Raw genomic sequence first — 20,160 nt, 5'->3', positions numbered from 1 at the left:
TTTCGGTCAGTGAGCCAGCACGTTTTAACAGGCTCAACTTAGGCAAGCCTACATCGGGGCCCTGAAGCGACCCGGATGGGCGGCCGTGAATAACCCGCGGCCGCCCGGCGACCGGCTCGGGCGCGTGCTCCCCTCCTAGACTGGAACGGCTATGGTCACTGCCACGAACGTCGACGCAACTGCTGTCAACACGGTCGGGTGGCTGTCAGCCGCGGACTGGACGATCGTCGTGCCGGTCTACCAGCGGCAGTACCGGTGGGACATCGGCGGGTGCGAGCAGCTCCTGGCCGACGTCCGCGCGGTGGCAGACCTCGACGACCGTCACATGCACTTCATCGGGTCCATCCTCTCGTCCGCCAGCGGCGAGGGGTCCGACGCGGAGCTGGTGCTGATCGACGGCCAGCAGCGGACGACGACGCTCATGCTCCTGGTCGCGGCGCTGCACCACACGGTGCGCGAGTCCGACCCCGCGCTGGCCGACGAGCTCCAGCGAGTGCTCGTGCACTCGCACGATGCGACGCGCACCAAGCTGCGGCCGCACCGGGCGTGGGCGTCGGTGTTCGAGCGCGTCGTGCTGGATCTCCCCCTTCCGCCCGGCGAGCAGCGGGACTCGCGGTTCGATGACAATTACGCGTTCTTCCGGAGCCAGATCAGCCCCGACGAGGCCGCACACGTCTGGCGGGGCCTGCAGAAGCTCGAGCACGTGGCGATCACCCTCGGCGCGGGGGCGAACGCCCAGCAGATCTTCGAGAGCCTCAATTCGACGGGTGAGCCGCTGCGCGATCACGAGCTCATCCACAACTACGTGCTGATGGGGCTCACCCACGCCGAGCAGCGCGAGATCGAGTCGGACTACTGGCAGCCCATCGAGCGCGACACCGGCGAAGCGATCGCCGAGTTCTGGCGCCAGTACCTCGTCATGCGGACGGGGCGTGAGGTGACCGTGGTCGGCGGCCGCGGCGTCTACGACGCGTTCCGCGCCGAGTTCCCGCGACTGGAGTTCGCCGACCTCATCGGGCACGCCGATGAGTGGCGGGCCTTCTCGCGCGTGTACCGCGTGCTGCTGCACCCGCAGGAGGCTCCGGATGCCGTCATCGCGCGTCAGCTGGAGTATCTGAGCACGTTCGGCACCGGCATGCACCCGCTCGTGATGCGGGCCTATCGCGACGTCGAGCTCGGCGTCTCCGAACCCGATGAGCTGGTCGAGACCCTGGAGATGGTCCAGTCGCTCCTCGCACGTCGTTCGGTGGTGGGCACCGGCACCGAGCGACTCGTCGCCCGTCTCTGCCGGGCGCGCGCAGAAGGCCGCGACGCGCTCGTCTCGGCGATCTCGCGGATCACTCCGTCGGACGAGCGCATCGCGGTGGCGCTGAAGTACTCCGAGCTCCCCCACGCGGCCTACATCCTCGGCCGGATCGCCGGCGTCGACGGGGCGACCGGGCTGGACGTGGAGCACATCTTCCCGCTGGCGCCCGGAGACGGCTGGTCGGGCGACGGCGTGCGCGAGTGGTCGGCCTACAGCGACGACGAGCAGAACAGCCATCGAGCCCTGGCGAAGACGATCGGAAACCTGACCGTCCTCGAAGAGGACCTCGCCTTCCGGGCCTTCGACCGGTCGTTCCCCGACAAGCAGGCTCTCTACGCCCGCAGCACGGTGCCGACCACCGCCGAGCTCGCCGAGCTTCCCACGTGGGGCACCGCCGCGATCGCGGAGCGGTCGACGCGGCTCACGGATCGCTTCGTCGAGGTCTGGCGCCGGCCCGGCGGCCCCGCGATCGACGACGACGGGCTCACTCCGATCCTCGACGCCGTCCGCCGGAGGGGCTGGCCCGCCGGATGGCACCGCGAGTGGTCCTATGTCGAGTACTGCGGCGAGCACTGGGAGGTGCCCGACGTGAAGTACCTCTTCAACCGCATCTTCAAGCGGCTGTGGGCGGATGCGCGTGAGGCCGTGGTCGCGTACAGCGCACGGCGCGGCGGGCCGGTGTACACGGCCCAGTCGTGGAACGGCCAGTGGGATCGCCTCGATGCGGAGCACTCGCTCTACATGGGGTGGGACTCCAGCTACATGCTGGCCGCCGTCCAGGGGGTGCTCGAAGAGGCGGGGCTGGCCCCCGAGGTCTTCGTCAAGTACTCGTACATCGGCTCCGCGATGTGAGAGAGGGAGTGGATGCCGCGATCCGCGGCATCCACTCCCTCGCTGTCGTTCCGCTCCTACTCGAACGCGACCGTCGCGTTCTCGTTGTTGAGCACGATCACCGGAGTGATCGACGGGTGGCCGGCAGCCTGGATCTTTTCGAGGTCGAAGCGCAGCAGCGGCGTGCCCGCCGTGACCTTCTGACCCTTCTCGACCAGCGTCTGGAAGCCGTCGCCCTTCATGCCCACCGTGTCGATGCCGACGTGGATGAGCAGCTCGGTGCCGTCCTCGAGGACGAGTGCGACCGCGTGGCTGCTGTCGAAGGTGGCGCCGATGGTGCCGTCGGCGGGCGCGACGACCGTGTCACCGGTCGGCTCGATCGCGACGCCCGGGCCCATGATCCCCTGGGCGAACGTGGGGTCGGGCACCTCCGAGAGCGGGACGACCTTGCCCTCGAGCGGCTGGCGCAGCGTGACAGTGGCCTTCGCGGTGTCGGTCAGCACAGCGGTGCTGCCGGCGGCTGCCTCGACGGCGGGCTCGGCGGTGGCGCCCTGCGGCGCCTCGGCCTGGCCCGTCATGATGGCCTCCATGGCGTCCTTCACGAACTGGACGTTGGTGCCGTAGACGACCTGCACCGAGGTACCCCCGGGCTTCATCGTGCCGGCGGCGCCGGCGCGCTTGAGAGCGGCGTCGTCGACCTTGCTGACGTCGGCGACCTCCAGCCTCAGGCGGGTGGCGCAGTTCTCCAGGTCGGTGATGTTCTCCTTGCCGCCGAGGGCCGTGAGGAAGCGGCCCGCCGTGACCAGGTACTTGTCGTCGCTCGACGACGTGTCGTACTCCGTACCCTGCGTGAGCGTGTCGTCGTCTTCACGACCAGGGGTCTTGAGGTTGAACCGCTTGATCAGGAAGTAGAACACGCCGAAGTAGACGAAGAACCAGAACACGCCCATGACCGGGATGAGCCACGGGTTCTGCGCCATCGGGTTCATCCAGCCGAGGACCAGGTCGATGAAGCCGGCAGAGAAGCCGAAGCCCATGCGCACCGGCAGGATCTGGCTGATCGCCATCGAGATGCCCGTGAAGATCGCGTGCACCACATACAGCAGCGGCGCGACGAACATGAACGCGAATTCGAGCGGCTCGGTGACGCCGACGAAGAACGACGAGATGGCGCCGGCGAGCAGGATGCCGTAGGCGATCTTCTTCTTCGTGGTCTTGGCCGTCAGGTACATGGCCAGGGCCGCGCCCGGGAGGCCGAACATCATGATCGGGAAGAAGCCCGTCATGTACTGGCCGGTCACGCCGTAGGTGCCTTCACCCGCGAGGAAGTTGTTCAGATCGTTGATGCCCGCGACGTCGAACCAGAACACCGAGTTGAGCGCATGGTGCAGGCCGACGGGGATCAGCAGTCGGTTCAGGAAGCCGTAGATGCCGGTGCCGAAGGGCCCGAGCGTCACGATCCACTCGCCGAACGTCACAAGACCGCCGTAGACCCACGGCCACACGAAGTACAGCACGATGGCGACGACCAGAGACACGGCGGCCGTGACGATCGCCACCGAGCGCTTCCCCGAGAAGAACGACAGTGCGTCGGGAAGCTTCGTGTCTTTGAACTTGTTGTAGCAGTACGCGCCGATGAGGCCGCAGATGATGCCGACGAAGACGTTCTGCACCTTGAGGAATGCCGGGTCGACCTCGTTCACGTCGGCGATGCCGGTGTAGAGGGCCACCGTCTCGGGCTTCAGGAGCGTCGTGACGGTGAGCCAGGACACGAGGCCCGCGAGCGCGGAGGTGCCGTCGGACTTGTTCGCCATGCCGATCGCGATGCCCACCGCGAACAGCAGCGCCATGTTGTCGAGGAGCGCGCCTCCGGCGGCCCCCAGGAACGCCGAGACGATGTTGTCTCCGGCCGCGGATTTGATCCAGTAAGAGATGCCGGCGAGGATCGCGGCGACCGGCAGCACAGCCACCGGGAGCATGATCGATCTGCCGAGCCTCTGCAAGAACTTCATTGTTGCCTCCGTCGAGGAGTCAGGGACAGGTTGCTGTCGATGACGCTACAGCCAATCCACCCGCCAAGTCAGTAGTTCTCCCTCCGAAAGTAAGGAGGGTGAACGAAATAGTGGCGACACAGACGACGAACGCCGCTGCTCGGGCGAGCAGCGGCGTTCGTGAGGGTAGGGCGGGTGGGACTTGAACCCACGATCGTCGGGTTATGAGCCCGCTGCCTTGACCAGCTTGGCCACCGCCCCGCGCGCGTGCGCGCACACGAGCCTACCGTCAGCGGTCGTCGTGGTCGCCGTTGCCGTCTCTGCCGGCGGCGCCCTTGTCGGCACGATCCTTGACGGGAGGCTCGGGCCACACCTTCGACACGGCTTCGGTGACCTTGATTGACCCGGTGCGCGGGTGGGCGGCATCCATCGATCCGCCGTGACTGCCCCGCTGGATCGGCAGCTCCTGACTGTCGCTCACGACCTGCGGATGATGGCGGGCCAGCTGGAACACGCCCCACACCGCGATCGCTCCCACGACGCCGAACGAGATGAACACCCACAGCGGTGCCCCCGCGGCCTCCTGCAGGATCGTGAGGCCGATGATGATGGCCACGATCGGGTCGACCACGGTGAGGCCCGCCACGACGAGGTCGGGCGGTCCGGAGGCGTACGCGCTCTGCACGAAGTACGCGCCCACGATCGCCGCCACGACGAGGGCGATGACGCAGACGAGCGTGAGCCAGTCGAACTCCTGGACCTTGATCCGTTCGATGACCACCTTGGCGAGCGTCGCGACGAAGCCGTACAGGACGCCGGCCGCGATGATGTAGAACAGCGCGCCGATGCGGGTCCGCAGCCAGATCCACAGGCCCGTGAACACGATCGCGACGACCGCCAGCAGCACCAGGATCGTGATGAGCTCGGCGTCGGAGACCGGCTTCTCGGTCGCGAACAGCGCGGCGATGGCCACGAACACGAAGATGCCGCCGACGCAGGCGCCGATCGCGATGAGCGAGCGCTTGGTCGGTTTGTGCCCGCTGATCTGGGCGTTGAGCAGCGTCGTGATGACCAGGGCGATCGCGCCCAGCGGCTGCACGACGATGAGCGGCGCGAACGCGAGAGCCGAGAGCTGGCAGACGATCGCGAGCCCCAGCATCAGCGTGCCGATCACCCACGAGGGGCGGGCGAGCAGCTTGAGCAGGTGGCTCGCCTGCAGCCCGCCGCTGCCTGACGACCCGGTGAGGCGCTCTACTTTGGTGACGCCGCGATGCTGGTACTGCGCACCGAACGACATGAACACCGCGCCGAGCAGGGCCAGCGGGATGCCGATGAGGATCCCGGGGTTCTGGAACGCGCCGACGAGCTGATCGCCGACGTCCCCGAGCTCATCCGCACTCCACACCACCCTTCGACCCTAGCCGGAGGCGCCGCTCGGTAGGCTCAAGGCGTGGCTGTTCTTCCGATTCGCATCATGGGCGACCCCGTCCTGCACTCCCCCGCGTCGCCCGTCGGCGAGATCACGGACGAGGTCCGGACGCTCGTGGCCGACATGTTCGAGACGATGGATGCCGCACCCGGCGTGGGCCTGGCGGCCCCGCAGGTGGGCGTGCCGCTGCGCATCTACACGTACACGTACGCCGACGACGACGGCAACCCGTGGCGCGGCGTGATCATCAACCCCGAACTGTGGATGCGTCCGGCCGAGCCGGGCGCGCCCGATCCCGACGAAGAGTCGGAAGGCTGCCTGTCGTTCCCCGGCGAGCGGTTCCCGCTCCGCCGGTCCGACGAGGTCCTCGTCACGGGCATGGACCTCGAGGGCGAGCCGGTGCACATCCAGGTCGACGGCTGGCGCGCACGCATCATGCAGCACGAGTTCGACCACCTCGACGGCATCCTGTACGTCGACCGTCTCGACGACGGCGATTGGAAGACCGTGCAGAAGATCGCGCGCAAGCGCGGCTGGGGCCGCCCCGGGAGCGCCTGGACGCCCGGCGTCGACGACCTCGAGGCCTGATCCCTCTTCCCCGGCCCATACCCGGTAGGGGTATGCCGTAGAGTGGTGCGCACGAGCGGCCGCGCGTGCCGCGCCTCGGGAGGAGAGTGGATGCCGCACCCCCACGTCCTCCCCCGCCCTCCACGCACCGGGCTCACGATGCGGCTGCTGCTGGCCGCCGCGCTCATCGCGGGACTCCTCGGCATGCACGTCCTGATGTCGCCGGGCGCGCACTCCGCGCACGCCTCGTCGCCGACCGCCATGGCCGACGCTCCACCGTCGTCGCACCACACGACGGCGGACGCCCGGTCCGTCCCGCTCGCCGCGGAGTCTCCGTGTGCGCCGTCGGGGTGCGCGGACGCCGTGCCGGCCTCGGACCCCGGTGTCTGGGCCGTCGTGTGCGTCCTGGCCCTGCTGCTCACGGCCCTCCTGGCCGCACGACCCGCCGGGTACTGGCGAGCGCCTCGGCGCGCACCCGTGCAGGTCGACGGTCGCCGCGTCACGGCGGAGCAGGTGTCGCGGCATCCCCCCTCTCTCATCGTCCTCTCCATCAGTCGGACCTGAATCGCCCTGCGCCCGGCACGCCCGGGCGAGGCACCGCCGCGCCGTCGCGCGGAATCAGACGACAACCGATCGAAGAGAGAAACGATGAACACCCGTACCCGCACGCTGCTCGCAGCGCTCCCCCTCGTCGCCGCGCTGGGACTCGCCGGCTGCGCCGGCGCCGCCCGTGACGCCGGCGACATGCCCGGGATGGACCACGGCTCCGGCAGCCACACCGCGTCCGCCGCGGGGTCGACAGACGCTGACGTCATGTTCGTGACGATGATGATCCCGCACCACGAGCAGGCCGTCGAGATGGCCGACATCGTGCTCACGAAGGACGACGTCGACCCGCGCGTCGTCGCGATCGCCGAGCGCATCCAGGCGGCGCAGGGGCCGGAGATCGAGCGCATGCAGGGCTGGCTCGAGGACTGGGGCGTCGACCCCGGGACCGGCGCCGGCGGCATGGACCACGGCGACGGCATGATGACCGAGGACGACATGACCGCTCTGGAGGACGCGGACGGCGCAACAGCAGGCCGCCTGTTCCTCGAGCAGATGGTCGTGCACCACGAAGGCGCGGTCCAGATGGCGCAGGCCGCGCTCGACGACGCGGCGGATGTGGACGTGCGCGCGCTCGCCCAGCAGGTGATCGACGACCAGACGGCCGAGATCGCCGAGATGCAGCAGCTGGCCGGCAGCCTGTGAGCGGAGGGGCCGGGACGCGCCTGCGCGCTGTCCCGGCCCCGACGGCCCGTCAGCCTCCGAGCCCCGTCACGAGGTTGATCACCGTGGCGAGGATGACGGCGCCGAAGAGGTACGCCAGCAGCGTCTGGGCCACCACCGTCCGGCGGATCGCGTTGACCGTGACGTTGGTGTCTGCGACCTGGTAGGTCATGCCGAGGCCGACGGAGAAGTAGGCGAAGTCGCTGTAGTCCGGATCCTCGTCCTGGTTGAACACGATGCCCCCGACCGGCGGGGTGTAATACATGTGGGCGTAGCGGAGCAGGTAGTCCACCTGGATCAGCCCCCACGACGCGGCGACGGCGATCACCGAGATGCCCGCGAGCAGGAACGAGAGCAGCTCGCCGGCATGCCGCGCCTGGAACAGCACGACGGCGACCGCGCCCAGGCTCGCGATGCTCCCGATCAGCGCGATGAGCCGCGTCAGCCGGCGGCTCGGGTCCTCGACGGTCGCGTGGGCGCGTGTCTGCGCGGCATCCATCCGCCACACGAACGGCAGCACGAAGAGGATGCTCGTCAGCGACAGCGCGGCCCACCCGGCGAGCAGACCGGCCGCGAGGCCGAGGAACGGGGCGACGAGGACGCCGGCGACCACCCCGACGGCGAGCGAGGAGACGCCCCGGGTGAGGATCGCCGGGCGAGGACGGGTCATGCCCGCATCATGACACCGGGACGCCGGCCCGACCCGTCACGCTGCGGGCGCGTCGGCGCGTCGGTTCTGCCGCTCGACCCAGCGCCGCAGCTCGGCGTCCGCCCCGGGCGGCGCCTGGGCGATCACGTTCATCCCTTGGCGCACGAGATGCGTGCCCACGCGCACCGGACCCCACACCCTCGCGGTCGACAGCGCGCCGGTATCGACGTCGCGGACCTGGATCTGCGTCGTGTCCGATGCCGAACGGCGGCGTGCCTTCCCGGCGACGTGCTGCACGACGAGCACCGGGAGCCCATGCGCCGAGGCCGTCGCGAGGACCGTGTCGAGGTCGTGGGCAGCCCACTGCCGGCGGATGCCGCGGACGGTGACGAGGGCGACGATCACGACCACGATCGTCGCGAGCCCGGTGGGAACGAGCCACAGGCTCACGAGGGCGAGCAACGCGGACCAGAGCAGGTTGCCGCGGAAGGCGAGAAGGATCGCCGCGACTGAGGGCACGAGCGCGAGGAAGAGCCACGGAGCCGGGGCGGAGACGGGGAACATCCAGGGCTCGTGGCCGAGCAGGACCATGAGACAGACCCACGCGACGACACCGAGATACACCGCCAGGGCCGTCAGCAACGGCACGGAGCGGTAGATGGGCCGCGGCGCGGGAACGGATCCCTCGACCGCGACCGGCGGCGCGGACTTCGCTCGACCCGGCATGACACCCCTCGAAGAACTGGTCCGAGAATGAAGAAAGCCCCGGGGGTGGAGCCCCGAGGCCTTCGCTCCCCCACTTGGACTCGAACCAAGAACCTATCGGTTAACAGCCGATTGCTCTGCCAATTGAGCTATGGAGGAATGTTCCGCACTCTCGTGCGGGCAACCAGTCCATACTAGCAAAGCTCAACCCATGCTCATGACCATCGGCGGCATGATCACGATCCGACAAGGCGGCGATCCGCGTCCGCGCTCGGAGTCCACAGGAGGTCGTGCGTACCGTGCCCGTACGCGACCGGGTGCCCCGCGCGCAGCACCAGGACGTCGGCGTCCAGCTCCTTCACGACGTCGGGCTCGTTGGTGACCACGAGCGCAGCCATGCCGAGCTCGTGGCGGCGTCGCAGGATCGCGTCCCGCGCGGCTTTCCGCACCTCGACGTCCATGTTCGCGAACGGCTCGTCGGCGATCAGCACCCGCGGCTGCAGCACCAGCGCCCGCGCGAAGGCGACCCGCTGGCGCATGCCGGCGCTGAGCTCGTACGGATACTTCGCCGAGGCGCCGAGCGGCAGCATCATCTCGTCGAGCAGCGACGCGATCCGCACCGCGAGGCCGCGCGGACTCACCCGGCGGTCGCGGCTCGTGATCGGCTCGCCGATGACCTCGGCCACGGTCAGGCGCGCCGGCAGATGGGCCCCTGCCGACTGCGGCAGGTACCCGGCGTAGTACGTCAGGTAGCGGTGGGCGCGTCCCGGACGCCGCACCGGGATCCCCTCCACCGTGCCGTCCCCGCCGACGACTGCGAGGCCGTTCTCGTCGGAACCCGCGAGCACGGCGGCCAGCGACGACTTGCCGGAGCCCGTCGGGCCCATCACCGCGAGCGTGCCGCCGTGCGGCACGCGGAAGGTCACACCGTCCACGACGCGCTGCGCCGGCCCGCCTCGTCCTGCCCGGGCGATCGACAGGTCCGAGCAGTCGATCGCCATCTCTGCATCTCGTCGGCGAGCCATCCCCTCATCCTGCCCTGCGGCGCGCGGACGCACCACCCGACAGTCCGGATCGACGGTCGACGGCGATCGGAGAGGAACGGTTCAGGAGCCCTCGTCGGCGATCGTCTGCCTCCGGGCGTCGAGCTCGCGCAGGCGCAGGCGGATGCCGCGTCCCTCCTCGGAGTCGGCCGGCACCCGCTGGATCGCGCCGAGCATCTCGGCCTTCTCTCGATCGAGTCCCCGCAGCACCAGCCGGCGGAGGAGATCGCTCGCGGACGCCACGGCAGCGTCGTCGTCGAGCGCCGGGAAGTTGCCGGCGAGCAGCTCGGCCGCGAGTGACCGGTAAGGCTCGCGCACGGTGGCGACGGCATCCACCGACCATCCGGGTCGCTGCATCGTCCCGGCCGCGGCGAACACGGCCACGCGCACAGCCTCCAGCGGCGGGAGGCGCAACGGCAGCTCGAGCGCCCGAGTGACGAGGGTGGGGTCCATGCGGTGGCCGAACTGCAGCACCCCCATGAGCGCGTCGCGCTCGAGGGCGGCCTCGGGGGTGCGAGGCAGCGTCGCCAGCGTGACGCGCAGCGATGCGTCGTCGGCGGACTCGGGGACGGCGTCGGACGGCGCCGGATCGCGGCGGCGGTCGTCGCGTGCACCGCCGCGGCCGGCGCGCTCGACCTCGCGGCGGACGTCCTCGGTGTCCATGCCCAGGCGCCGGGCGAGCACGCGGACGTACTCGGGCTGCAGCAGCGGGTCGCGCAGCTCTCCGACGACCGGGGCGGCCGTGCGCAGCGCCCCCACGCGCCCTTCGACGCTCGCGAGGTCGAAGCCGCCGATGCGCTGGTCGAGCACGAACTCGACCATCGGCACCTTGGTCTCCAGCAGCGCCCGCACCGCGCCGTCGCCGCGCGCGAGACGAAGGTCGCAGGGGTCGAGGCCCTCAGGGCCCGTGGCCACGTACGTCTGCGCGTTGAAGCGCTTGGCGTCGGCGAACGCCCGCAGCGCGGCCTTCTGCCCGGCCGCGTCGGGGTCGAACGTGAAGACGACCTCGCCGGCGGTGGAGTCGTCGCCCATGACGCGTCGCAGCACGGTGATGTGGTCGGCGCCGAAGGCTGTGCCGCACGTCGCGATCGCGGTGGTGATGCCCGCAAGATGGCAGGCCATCACGTCCGTGTAGCCCTCGACGACCACCACGCGGTGCTCGCGCGAGATGTCGCGCTTGGCGAGGTCGAGGCCGTAGAGGACGTTGGTCTTCTTGTAGAGCGTCGTCTCGGGCGTGTTGAGGTACTTGGGCCCGTTGTCGTCGTCGTAGAGCTTGCGGGCGCCGAACCCGATCACCTGACCGGTGACGTCGCGGATCGGCCACACGACGCGCCCACGGAACCGGTCGTACACCCCGCGCTGGCCCTGCGACACGAGTCCCGCCGACGAGAGCTCCTCGTCGGTGAAGCCCTGCGCGCGCAGCGCCTTCGTCATGCCCTCCCAGCCCTTCGGGGCGTAGCCGACGCCGAAGTGCCCGGCGGCGCCCGCGTCGAACCCGCGCTGGCCGAGGAACCGGCGTGCCGTGTCGGCCTCCGGCGTCATGAGCTGGGCCCGGAAGAACTCCGCGGCCGCGGAGTTGGCGGCGAACAGGCGCGCGCGCCCGGTGTGCTCGGGGGCGGCGCCGCCGTCCTCGTAGTGCAGCGCGTAGCCGATGCGTCCCGCAAGCCGTTCCACGGCCTCGGTGAACGTCACGTGGTCCATCGCGCGCAGGAACGAGTACACGTCGCCCGACTCGCCGCAGCCGAAGCAGTGGTAGAAGCCGGCCTGCGGACGCACGTTGAAGCTCGGGCTGCGCTCGTCATGGAACGGGCACAGCCCCTTGAGGGACCCGACCCCGGCGGACTTGAGGGCGACCCGCTCGCCGATGATGTCGGCGATGTTGGTGCGCGCCTTGACCTCGTCGACGTCGGCCTGCCGGATGCGTCCCGCCATCAGCGGTCTCCGTACGATGCCGCGTGCGGGTGGGCGGGCGCGTCCATCGGACGCGCGCCGGGCGCCCAGACGCCGACGGATGCCGCGTCCACGGGCGCGACGAGCGAGCCGTGCCACGCGATGGCGAGCTGGTCGGTGAGGCTCGCGACCTGGTCCACGACGACGCGACGGCGGGAGGCATCCGATCCGGCTGCGGCGAAGTCCTGCGCGTGGATCGCGTCGAGCGCCTCAGGATGCTCCCACAGCGCGGTCGCCAGGCGCTTCAGCAGGCGCCGTTGCTCCTTGTAGAGGTCCTTGCGGCCCTCGATGGAGACGACGGCCGCACCGATGATGCCCTTGAGCACCGCCATCTCGGCCTCCACGATGCGCGGCACGATCAGGTGCCCCCGATAGCGTGTCAGCACCGCGAGGTCGTAGGACTCGCGCGTGGCGGTCGTCGCGGCACGGGCGAACCGGCCGATCAGGTCGGACGTGAGGTTCTTCAGACGGGCGAGCGCCGCGCGCGTCCCGTCGAACGAGTCGATCCACTCAGGCATGCGCGTGAGCCGGAACAGCGCGTCGTCCAGCTCGTCGCGCGCGAAGTCGAAGCCGACCCACGACTGGATGGCGGTCAGCAGCGCCTCGTGCTCGCGCGGGTCGACCAGGCGCTCGGGGTCGAGGTAACCGTTGACGATGGCGTCCTCGAAGTCGTGCACCGAGTACGCGATGTCGTCCGAGAGGTCCATGACCTCGGCCTCGATGCAGCGCACCCGTCCGGGGGCGTCTGCGCGCAGCCAGCGGAACACGTCCTCGTCCTCGGGGTACACGCCGAACTTGAGACGTCCCCCCGGATCCGGGAGCGGGTGATCGGCCGTCCAGGGGTACTTGCACGAGGCGTCGAGGCTCGCGCGCGTGAGGTTGAGCCCGAAGCTGCGGCCCTCAGCATCGATCACCTTCGGCTCCAGGCGGGTGAGGATGCGCAGCGTCTGCGCGTTGCCCTCGAAGCCGCCGAAGTCCTCTGCCCATTCGTTGAGCGCCCGTTCGCCGTTGTGGCCGAACGGCGGGTGGCCGAGGTCGTGGCTCAGGCACGCGGTGTCGACGACGTCCGCGGCCAGGTGCAGCGCGGTGGCCAGCTCACGACCGACCTGCGCCACCTCGAGCGAGTGCGTCAGCCGGTTGCGGGCGAAGTCGGCCGGACTCGCCGGGCTCAGCACCTGCGTCTTGGCGGCCAGACGCCGCAGTGCGGCCGAGTGCAGCACGCGGGCGCGGTCGCGCGCGAAGTCGTCGCGCTGCGAGCGGTGGCGTTCGGCGTGGAACCGTGCGGCATCCGCGTCGTCGTACCCGAGAGGCCGTTCCGACGCGCCCGCCTCGTCACCCGCCACTGTGGTCGAGTTCCGCTTCGGCGAGGGCGATGGATGCCTCGGCCCCGAGCTCCCGGGAGTTCAGCCAGCCGTCGGGCAGGGCGGGGCGCTTCGGCGTGCCTGCGCGTCCGCGCTGGCCCTCGGCTGCGGCGCCCGGGTAGGGCGCGTCGAGGTCGAGCGTCGCGAGCAGGTCGTCGATCTCGGCGAGCGACGACGCCGTCGCGAGACTGGCGCGCAGCTCGCCGCCGACCGGGTAGCCCTTGAAGTACCAGGCGACGTGCTTGCGGATGTCGCGGCACCCGCGACCCTCGTCGTCGAAGAACTCGACGAGCAGCTCGGCGTGACGACGGAACGCGTCGGCGACGAAGCCGAGCGTGGCATCCACGGGCTCGGCCGGCGCGGCTCCCGGGCCGCCCAGACCGCGCGCGAGGTCGCCGAACAGCCACGGTCGTCCGAGGCAGCCGCGGCCCACCACGACGCCGTCGCAGCCGGTCTCGGCCATCATGCGCGCGGCGTCCTCGGCCGACCAGATGTCGCCGTTGCCCAGCACGGGGACGCTCGTGACGGTCTCCTTGAGCTTCGTGATGGCGGACCAGTCGGCGTTGCCGGAGTAGAACTCCGACGCCGTGCGGGCGTGCAGGGCGACGGCGGCGACGCCGGCGTCCTCCGCGATGCGCCCGGCGTCGAGGTACGTCAGGTGGTCGCCGTCGATGCCCTTGCGCATCTTGACGGTCAGGGGGATGTCACCGGCCGCGCGCGCAGCCCTCGTGACGATCTCACGGAACAGCCCGAGCTTCCAGGGCAGCGCCGCTCCCCCACCCTTGCGGGTGACCTTGGGGACGGGGCAGCCGAAGTTCAGGTCGATGTGGTCGGCACGGTCCTCCTCGACGAGGAGGCGCACGGCGGCCTCGGTGGTCGCGGGATCGACGCCGTACAGCTGGATGGAGCGGGGCGTCTCGGACTCGTGGTGCGTGATCAGCCGCATCGTGGTGGCGTTGCGCTCCACGAGGGCCCGGGTCGTGATCATCTCGCTCACGTAGAGCCCGGCGCCGTACTCGCGGCACAGACGACGGAAGGCGGTGTTGGTGATGCCCGCCATCGGCGCGAGCACCACGGGGGCGTCGAGTTCGATGGGCCCGATGCGCAGCGTGGGCGCGGGGGCGATGGCAGTCGTCACGAGTCCATTCTCTTACAGGAATCCGACGCTTGGCTGTACGCGACGGCTTAGCCTGGGGATATGACCGAGGCCACCACGACCGACCTGCGCCAGATCCCCTTCCAGACCGCCGACGGCGGAACCGCGACGCTCGCCGACTACGGCGACCAGGTGCTGCTCGTGGTGAATGTCGCGTCCAAGTGCGGACTCACCCCGCAGTACGAGCAGCTCGAGGAGCTGCAGCGGGCGTATGCCGACCGCGGATTCACCGTCCTGGGCTTCCCGTGCAACCAGTTCATGGGCCAGGAGCCCGGGTCGATGGACGAGATCCTCGAGTACTGCTCGGTCACATGGGGTGTGACGTTCCCGGTCTTCGACAAGGTCAAGGTCAACGGCGGAGGCGCCGCGCCCCTGTACAAGGCGCTCAAGAAGTCGAGGGACGCCGAGGGCGGTCGCGGGCCGGTGCTCTGGAACTTCGAGAAGTTCGTGCTCACGCCGGAGGGCGGTATCCACCGCTTCCGTCCGAACGTGAAGCCCGACGACCCCGCGATCGTCGAGGTCATCGAGTCGAACCTCCCGCGCTGACACACACGTGCGAACGGCCCGTCACGATCGATCGTGGCGGGCCGTCGTCGTGAGGGGCGGACTCAGGCGTCGATCTCCGCGGGCTCGCGGTGCTCCGCCCACACCTGGCGCACGATCTGCGCGAACGCGTCGGCCGGCTGCGCACCCGAGACACCGTACTTGCCGTCGATCACGAAGAACGGCACGCCGTTGATCCCGTAGGCGGCGGCCTGCGCCTGGTCGGCGCGGACGGCATCCAGGTAGCGACCGCTCTGCAGCGCGACGCGCGCCGCGTCGGCGTCCAGGCCGGCGTCCGCGGCGAGCGCGACGAGCTCGTCCTCGCGGCCGAGGTGACGGCCCTCGGTGAAGTAGGCGGCCATGAGGCGCTCCGCGAGCTCGTGCTGGCGACCCTGCTCCTTCGCGAAGTGGAGCAGCTCGTGCGCCTTCACCGTGTTGGTGTGCTTGAGGAGGTCGAAGCGGTACTCCAGGCCGGCGTCGGCGGCGACGCCGGTGACGCGCTCGAGCATCTGCTGCACCTGCTCGCGCTGCATGCCCTTGTGCGAGGCCAGGAAGTCGAGCTCATCGCCCTCGAAGTCCACGGGGGTGTCGGGAGAGAGCTCGAACGAGTGGAAGGTCACCTCGACGGCGGGGGCGTCCTCATCGGTGGATGCCGCGGCCAGGCCGTTCTCGAGGTTGCGCTTGCCGATGTAGCACCACGGGCAGGCGATGTCGCTCCACACGTCGATCTTGATGGCGTCTGTCATGTGGTGGACAACCCCGGGTGGTGCGCCTCGTATTCCATCGACCGCCGGGCGAGCACCGCCGCGAGGAAGAAGCACACCGCGCCGAGGAACGTGCCGAGGTTCACCCAGTGGAGGTCGTAGATCGTCCCGGACGCCGGAACCACGTAGGCGCCGACCGCGGAGAACCCGAACGCGACGGAGCCCGCCATGTTCAGCCACGTGCCGTGGGCGGTGCGGGCGTCCGGATCCCACAGCTCGTGCCGGCGTCGCGCAGCCACGAGCGCGAGGACGCTCGCCACGAGGAACGCGGCCGAGCCCCAGGCGTCCGGCGTCCAGCCCGTCGACGGCGTCGAGGTCGACCGGATGGCGCCGATCAGGACGGCGGCGGTGCTCACGTTGAACAGCAGCGTGCCGACGAACTGGACCGCCGCCGACCACCAGTCGGCGAAGTCCGCGGGCGACGAGGAGCGTCTCGGCGGTCGGCGGCCGCTCAGAGCGAGCTGGATGAAGCCGCCCAGGGTGAAGAACACCGACCCCGCGAAGAAGGTCGCCGCGTCCCATACGGCTCCGACGGCGTCCACATACCAGGGCACGACGCCGACGGCGAAGAGGACGGATCCGACGGCGAAGCCCCACGACTCGCGTCGCAGCCGCATGATCCGGGTCCGCGGCGGCCGCGGGGGCCGCTCGTGGTGCGTGCTCACCGTGCTCCCCGGTCTCGACGTGCTACTCAGTGGTGGAACGACCCGGCCTCTGCCTCACTCATCGGCACGGTGATGGGGTGCTTGTCGAAGTGCTCGATCGCGGCACGGTAGTCGTCCATGAGGAGGGATGCCTCGTCCCGGCCGAACCCGACGCGCACGAGGATCCGCTGGATCGCGAGGTCCTCGCGGTGCGCGGGCATCGTATAGGCCGGCACCTGCCAGCCACGGGCGCGCAGCCGGTCCGCGAGGTCGAAGAGGGTGAACGGGTGCTCCACATCCTCCTTCAGCTTCCACGACACCGCGGGGATCCCCGACAGCGGGCTTCCGTCGTTGATGATGTCGAAGTGCTCGAGCTTGCCGATCTCATCCGCGAGGAACATGGCGGTGTCGTAGCAGGCCTGGTGGACCTTGCGGTAGCCCTCCCGTCCGAGCCGCACGAAGTTGTAGTACTGCGCCACGATCTGCCCGCCCGGGCGGGAGAAGTTCAGGGCGAACGTGGGCATGTTGCCGCCGAGGTAGTTCACGTCGAAGATCAGCTCGTCGGGGAGATCCTCGGCGTCGCGCCAGACGATCCAGCCCACGCCGAGCGGCGCCAGCCCGAACTTGTGGCCTGACGTGTTGATCGACTTCACTCGTGGCAGCCGGAAGTCCCACACGATCTCGGGCGCGGTGAACGGCGCGAGGAAGCCGCCGCTGGCGCCGTCGACATGGATCGGGATGTCCAGACCGGTCTCGGCCTGATGCGCGTCAAGGGCGTCGCTCACGGCCTGCACCGGCTCGTACCCGCCGGTGAACGTGACGCCCAGCGTCGGGACCACCCCGATCGTGTTCTCGTCGACGCGCTTCATCACCTGCTCGGGCGTCATGAGGAACCGGTCGCCCTCCATCGGGATCTCGCGCAGTTCGACGTCCCAGTAGCGGGCGAACTTGTGCCAGCACACCTGCACCGGACCCGTGATGATGTTCGGCTTGTCGGTGGGCAGCCCCGCCGCGCGACGCCGTGCCCGCCAGTTCCACAGCAGTGCCATGCCGCCGAGCATCGCCGCCTCACTGGAGCCCGTCGTCGACGTGCCCAGGGTGTTCGCGGCATCCGGCGAGTTCCAGAGGTCCGCGAGGATGTGCACGCAGCGCTCTTCGATCGCGGCCGTCTGCGGGTACTCGTCCTTGTCGACCATGTTCTTGTCGAGCGTCTCGGCCATGATGAGGAGGACCTCGGGCTCGAGCCAGGTCTGGCAGAACGTCGCGAGGTTCTGGCGGGAGTTGCCGTCCATCATCAGCTCGTCCGAGATCACGCGGTACGCGTGCCGCGGCAGCTGCTCCCTCTCGGGAATCCGGTACTTCGGCAATGAGCCCGACAGATCTCCCGACGAGTAGATCTCGTCGAGCATCTCGTCCCGGATCGAATCGCGCTTGTGCAGCATGCCGCCACCCCCCAGTCAGGCCGCGCCCCGCACGCGACAGCCCCGATGGTAGCCCCGTTCGGCGCGCCTGCCCAGGGTCGCCCTCGCAGCGGAGGGGCGCGGACCGGGCGTCAGGCCGGGGTCGCGCCGGGGGTGTCGACGGCGCCTCCGAAGCGGCGGTCGCGCCCGAGGTACACGTCGATGCCGTGCCACAGGTCTGCGCGCGTGAAGTCCGGCCACAGCGTGTCGAGGAACACGAACTCGGCGTAGGCCGACTCCCACAGCAGGAAGTTCGATGTGCGCTGCTCGCCGCTGGAGCGCAGGAACAGGTCGACGTCGGGCATCCCGGGCCGGTAGAGGCGACGCTGGATGAGCTTCTCCGAGACCGCCGACGGCTTGAGCCTCCCGGCCGCGACGTCGTCGGCGATCGACCGCATGGCGTCCACGAGCTCGACGCGCCCGCCGTAGTTCACGCACATCGTGAGCGTCAGCACGTCGTTGCCGGCGGTGAGCCGCTCGGCGAACTGCAGCTCCTTGATGACCGAGCCCCACAGGCGCGGCTTGCGCCCGGCCCATTGGATGCGCACGCCCCACTCATTGAGCTGATCGCGCCGGCGGTGCAGCACGTCGCGGTTGTACCCCATGAGGAAGCGCACCTCGTCGGGCGAGCGCGACCAGTTCTCGGTCGAGAACGCGTACACCGACAGGTGCTTCACGCCCGCCTGGATCGCTCCGGCCACGACGTCGAGCAGCGCCGCCTCGCCGGCCTTGTGCCCCTCGATGCGGGTGAGGCCGCGGCGGTTCGCCCAGCGCCCGTTGCCGTCCATCACGATCGCGACGTGATTCGGCACGGAGCCCTTCGGGTACTCCGGCGGGTAGAGGCCGGTCCAGTCGAGCGGGCGATACGGCACCGCGTCGCGATGCGTGTAGGGCTTGGGTGTCACCTGGGGCCTTCCGGTGGAGCTGCCGAGACGTGCGAGAGCGAGCGGATGCCGCGTTCCAGATGCCATTGGGCGTACGCGGCGATGAGACCGGATGCGGCCGCCGTCGAGCCCGGGGAGGCGGCATCCACTGCGTCCCACTCCCCCGCCATCAGCGACTGCAGGAGCGACACCGTGGCTGCGTCCACGCGCGCCGCGCCGACCGGCGCGCAGTCGCGGCAGACGATGCCGCCCTGCTGTGCGACGAACGTGTCGTGCGGCCCGGTGCGTCCACAGCGGGCGCACTCGCCGAGGCCCGGAGCCCAGCCCGACAGCGCCATGGCTCGCAGGAGGTAGGAGTCCAGCACGCTGCGCGCGGCATGCTCGCCGCGCGAGAGTGCACGCAGGCCGCCCACGAGCAGCAGATACTGCTGGGGCGTCGCCTCGGCCTCGTTGAGCCGGTCGGCCGCCTCGACCATAGCGTGAGCCGACGTGTAGCGGTCGTAGTGGGCCACGATGTCGGCGCCGTACGAGCCGAGCGACTCGGCCTGCTGCACGATGTCGAGCGAACGGCCCTGGTACAGCTGCACATCCGCGACCATGAAGGGCTCCAGTCGTGAGCCGAAGCGTGACGTCGTGCGCCGCACGCCCTTCGCGACGGCGCGCACCTTGCCGTGACGACGGCTGAGCATCGTCACGATCCTGTCGGCCTCCCCCAGCTTGTGGGTGCGCAGGACCACGACTTCATCGCGGTAGGTGGGCACGCATCAATTATCGTCGCGTCGCCCCGCTCCCGGGCGCCGCGCACCGCGAGAATGGAGAGGTGAACGAGCCGGTCTTCGTGATTCCGCTGTGGGCGGATCTCATCGCAGTGGGCCTCGGCGGCATCCAGGGCGCGCTGTTCGCCTCGGGCTTCCGAGGTCAGCAGCGCCTCGACATGCTCGGCGTCGCCATCATCGGCATCGTCGTCGGCATGGGCGGCGGACTCATCCGCGATCTGCTGCTCAACGTCACCCCGACCACGCTGCAGAGCAACTGGTACCTGCTGACGGCGGGAGGTGCGGCGCTGTTCGGGATGCTGCTGGCCGGACTCTTCCAGCGCCTCAACGCCGTGATCGTCGGCCTCGACGCGCTCGTCATCGGCATGTTCGGCGCGTTCGGCACGAGCAAGGCGATCGTGCTGGGACTGCCGCTGATCCCTGCCGTGTTCGTCGGTGTCTGCGCGGCCGTCGGCGGCGGCATCCTGCGCGACATGATCATGGGTCTTCCCGTCGCGATCATGCACGTCGGGTCGCTCTACGCCGTGGCCGCGGCCGTCGGCTGCCTGGTCCTGGCGGTCGCCGAACTGCTCGGCGTGAACGTCGTCGTCGCCGCGGTGATCGGGATCGCGGTCACCACCGTCATCCGCCTGCTGGCGGTGATCTTCGACATCTCGCTGCCCGAGCAGCGCGCGCTCTACCGGCGCAAGGTGGCGGTGGAGACCTCGGCGATCCCGATCGTCAAGCACTGAGGCATCCGCTCACGGTCGCGCACCGGCGCAGCCGAGACCCGGCTCCGGGCGAACACCGACGGGTGCACGCGGGGATCGCCCGCGCACACCCGTCGACGGTC

At 70.0% G+C, this 20,160-nt stretch carries 19 protein-coding genes and 2 tRNA genes; 6 read left to right on the top strand and 15 right to left on the bottom strand.

Annotation, left to right across the window (positions count from 1 at the left end):
- Nucleotides 1-151 precede the first annotated feature (151 nt).
- On the top strand, nucleotides 152-2,158 hold the full coding sequence (locus tag ACFWJ8_RS02295; protein WP_378808398.1) for a DUF262 domain-containing protein: 2,007 nt from the start codon (nucleotides 152-154) through the stop codon (nucleotides 2,156-2,158).
- Nucleotides 2,159-2,214: 56 nt separating this feature from the next.
- On the opposite strand, the gene nagE is transcribed toward ACFWJ8_RS02295, so the two are convergent.
- The 3 genes from nagE to ACFWJ8_RS02280 form a co-directional block, all read right to left on the bottom strand.
- Complete coding sequence (gene nagE, locus ACFWJ8_RS02290) at nucleotides 2,215-4,149, bottom strand: N-acetylglucosamine-specific PTS transporter subunit IIBC (RefSeq protein ID WP_378808395.1); 1,935 nt, start codon at nucleotides 4,147-4,149, stop codon at nucleotides 2,215-2,217.
- Nucleotides 4,150-4,315: 166 nt separating this feature from the next.
- Nucleotides 4,316-4,389 (bottom strand) — tRNA-Ile (locus tag ACFWJ8_RS02285).
- A 28-nt stretch (nucleotides 4,390-4,417) separates the two neighbouring features.
- Nucleotides 4,418-5,536: a DMT family transporter gene (locus tag ACFWJ8_RS02280; RefSeq protein WP_378808392.1), complete on the bottom strand. Its 1,119-nt coding sequence runs from the start codon at nucleotides 5,534-5,536 to the stop codon at nucleotides 4,418-4,420.
- 42 nt (nucleotides 5,537-5,578) lie between these two features.
- On the opposite strand from ACFWJ8_RS02280, the gene def reads away from it, so the two are divergent.
- The 3 genes from def to ACFWJ8_RS02265 all read left to right on the top strand — a co-directional run bounded on the left by def (nucleotide 5,579) and on the right by ACFWJ8_RS02265 (nucleotide 7,375).
- On the top strand, nucleotides 5,579-6,145 hold the full coding sequence (gene def, locus ACFWJ8_RS02275; RefSeq protein WP_378808389.1) for a peptide deformylase: 567 nt from the start codon (nucleotides 5,579-5,581) through the stop codon (nucleotides 6,143-6,145).
- Nucleotides 6,146-6,235: 90 nt separating this feature from the next.
- Nucleotides 6,236-6,688, top strand: coding sequence for a DUF6153 family protein (locus ACFWJ8_RS02270; RefSeq protein ID WP_378808387.1), 453 nt, complete (start codon nucleotides 6,236-6,238; stop codon nucleotides 6,686-6,688).
- 84 nt (nucleotides 6,689-6,772) lie between these two features.
- The gene (locus ACFWJ8_RS02265) at nucleotides 6,773-7,375 is read left to right on the top strand and encodes a DUF305 domain-containing protein (RefSeq protein WP_378808385.1); all 603 of its coding nucleotides are present in this window, start codon (nucleotides 6,773-6,775) and stop codon (nucleotides 7,373-7,375) included.
- Between the two features lie 49 nt (nucleotides 7,376-7,424).
- Here the strand turns inward: ACFWJ8_RS02265 and ACFWJ8_RS02260 are convergent, their stop codons facing one another.
- The 7 genes from ACFWJ8_RS02260 to dusB form a co-directional block, all read right to left on the bottom strand.
- Nucleotides 7,425-8,063, bottom strand: a complete 639-nt coding sequence (locus ACFWJ8_RS02260) for a DUF1345 domain-containing protein (RefSeq protein ID WP_378808383.1) — start codon at nucleotides 8,061-8,063, stop codon at nucleotides 7,425-7,427.
- Nucleotides 8,064-8,099: 36 nt separating this feature from the next.
- Nucleotides 8,100-8,768, bottom strand: a complete 669-nt coding sequence (locus ACFWJ8_RS02255; protein ID WP_378808380.1) for a hypothetical protein — start codon at nucleotides 8,766-8,768, stop codon at nucleotides 8,100-8,102.
- Between the two features lie 65 nt (nucleotides 8,769-8,833).
- Nucleotides 8,834-8,906 (bottom strand) — tRNA-Asn (locus ACFWJ8_RS02250).
- A gap of 77 nt (nucleotides 8,907-8,983) precedes the next feature.
- Nucleotides 8,984-9,772: an ATP-binding cassette domain-containing protein gene (locus ACFWJ8_RS02245; protein ID WP_378808378.1), complete on the bottom strand. Its 789-nt coding sequence runs from the start codon at nucleotides 9,770-9,772 to the stop codon at nucleotides 8,984-8,986.
- Nucleotides 9,773-9,853: 81 nt separating this feature from the next.
- On the bottom strand, nucleotides 9,854-11,722 hold the full coding sequence (gene dnaG / locus ACFWJ8_RS02240; RefSeq protein WP_378808375.1) for a DNA primase: 1,869 nt from the start codon (nucleotides 11,720-11,722) through the stop codon (nucleotides 9,854-9,856).
- Entirely contained in the window at nucleotides 11,722-13,083 is a 1,362-nt protein-coding gene (locus tag ACFWJ8_RS02235) for a deoxyguanosinetriphosphate triphosphohydrolase (protein ID WP_378808373.1), read from the bottom strand. Before ACFWJ8_RS02235 ends, dnaG begins: the two co-directional genes overlap by 1 nt.
- Complete coding sequence (gene dusB / locus ACFWJ8_RS02230) at nucleotides 13,073-14,239, bottom strand: tRNA dihydrouridine synthase DusB (RefSeq protein WP_378808371.1); 1,167 nt, start codon at nucleotides 14,237-14,239, stop codon at nucleotides 13,073-13,075. Before dusB ends, ACFWJ8_RS02235 begins: the two co-directional genes overlap by 11 nt.
- Before the next feature lie 60 nt (nucleotides 14,240-14,299).
- On the opposite strand from dusB, the gene ACFWJ8_RS02225 reads away from it, so the two are divergent.
- Nucleotides 14,300-14,803, top strand: a complete 504-nt coding sequence (locus ACFWJ8_RS02225; protein WP_378808369.1) for a glutathione peroxidase — start codon at nucleotides 14,300-14,302, stop codon at nucleotides 14,801-14,803.
- Between the two features lie 62 nt (nucleotides 14,804-14,865).
- Here the strand turns inward: ACFWJ8_RS02225 and ACFWJ8_RS02220 are convergent, their stop codons facing one another.
- From ACFWJ8_RS02220 to recO, 5 genes are all read right to left on the bottom strand, one after another.
- Complete coding sequence (locus ACFWJ8_RS02220; RefSeq protein WP_378808366.1) at nucleotides 14,866-15,546, bottom strand: DsbA family protein; 681 nt, start codon at nucleotides 15,544-15,546, stop codon at nucleotides 14,866-14,868.
- Nucleotides 15,543-16,229: a hypothetical protein gene (locus ACFWJ8_RS02215; protein WP_378808364.1), complete on the bottom strand. Its 687-nt coding sequence runs from the start codon at nucleotides 16,227-16,229 to the stop codon at nucleotides 15,543-15,545. The genes ACFWJ8_RS02220 and ACFWJ8_RS02215 overlap by 4 nt, the downstream gene beginning before the upstream one ends.
- Nucleotides 16,230-16,255: 26 nt before the next feature.
- Entirely contained in the window at nucleotides 16,256-17,650 is a 1,395-nt protein-coding gene (locus ACFWJ8_RS02210) for a glutamate decarboxylase (protein ID WP_378808361.1), read from the bottom strand.
- A gap of 110 nt (nucleotides 17,651-17,760) precedes the next feature.
- Entirely contained in the window at nucleotides 17,761-18,573 is an 813-nt protein-coding gene (locus ACFWJ8_RS02205; protein ID WP_378808359.1) for an isoprenyl transferase, read from the bottom strand.
- Nucleotides 18,570-19,313, bottom strand: coding sequence for a DNA repair protein RecO (gene recO, locus ACFWJ8_RS02200; RefSeq protein ID WP_378808356.1), 744 nt, complete (start codon nucleotides 19,311-19,313; stop codon nucleotides 18,570-18,572). Before recO ends, ACFWJ8_RS02205 begins: the two co-directional genes overlap by 4 nt.
- Nucleotides 19,314-19,372: 59 nt before the next feature.
- Here recO and ACFWJ8_RS02195 point away from each other — a divergent pair, with 59 nt between their 5' ends.
- Nucleotides 19,373-20,059: a trimeric intracellular cation channel family protein gene (locus ACFWJ8_RS02195; protein WP_378808353.1), complete on the top strand. Its 687-nt coding sequence runs from the start codon at nucleotides 19,373-19,375 to the stop codon at nucleotides 20,057-20,059.
- Nucleotides 20,060-20,160: the final 101 nt, after the last annotated feature.

The organism is Microbacterium sp. NPDC058389 (genome assembly GCF_042722305.1).
In the GTDB taxonomy this organism is placed as follows: domain Bacteria; phylum Actinomycetota; class Actinomycetes; order Actinomycetales; family Microbacteriaceae; genus Microbacterium.
The sequence above is the reverse complement of the archived record's forward strand: the minus strand, read 5'-3'. Positions and strand labels throughout refer to the sequence as shown.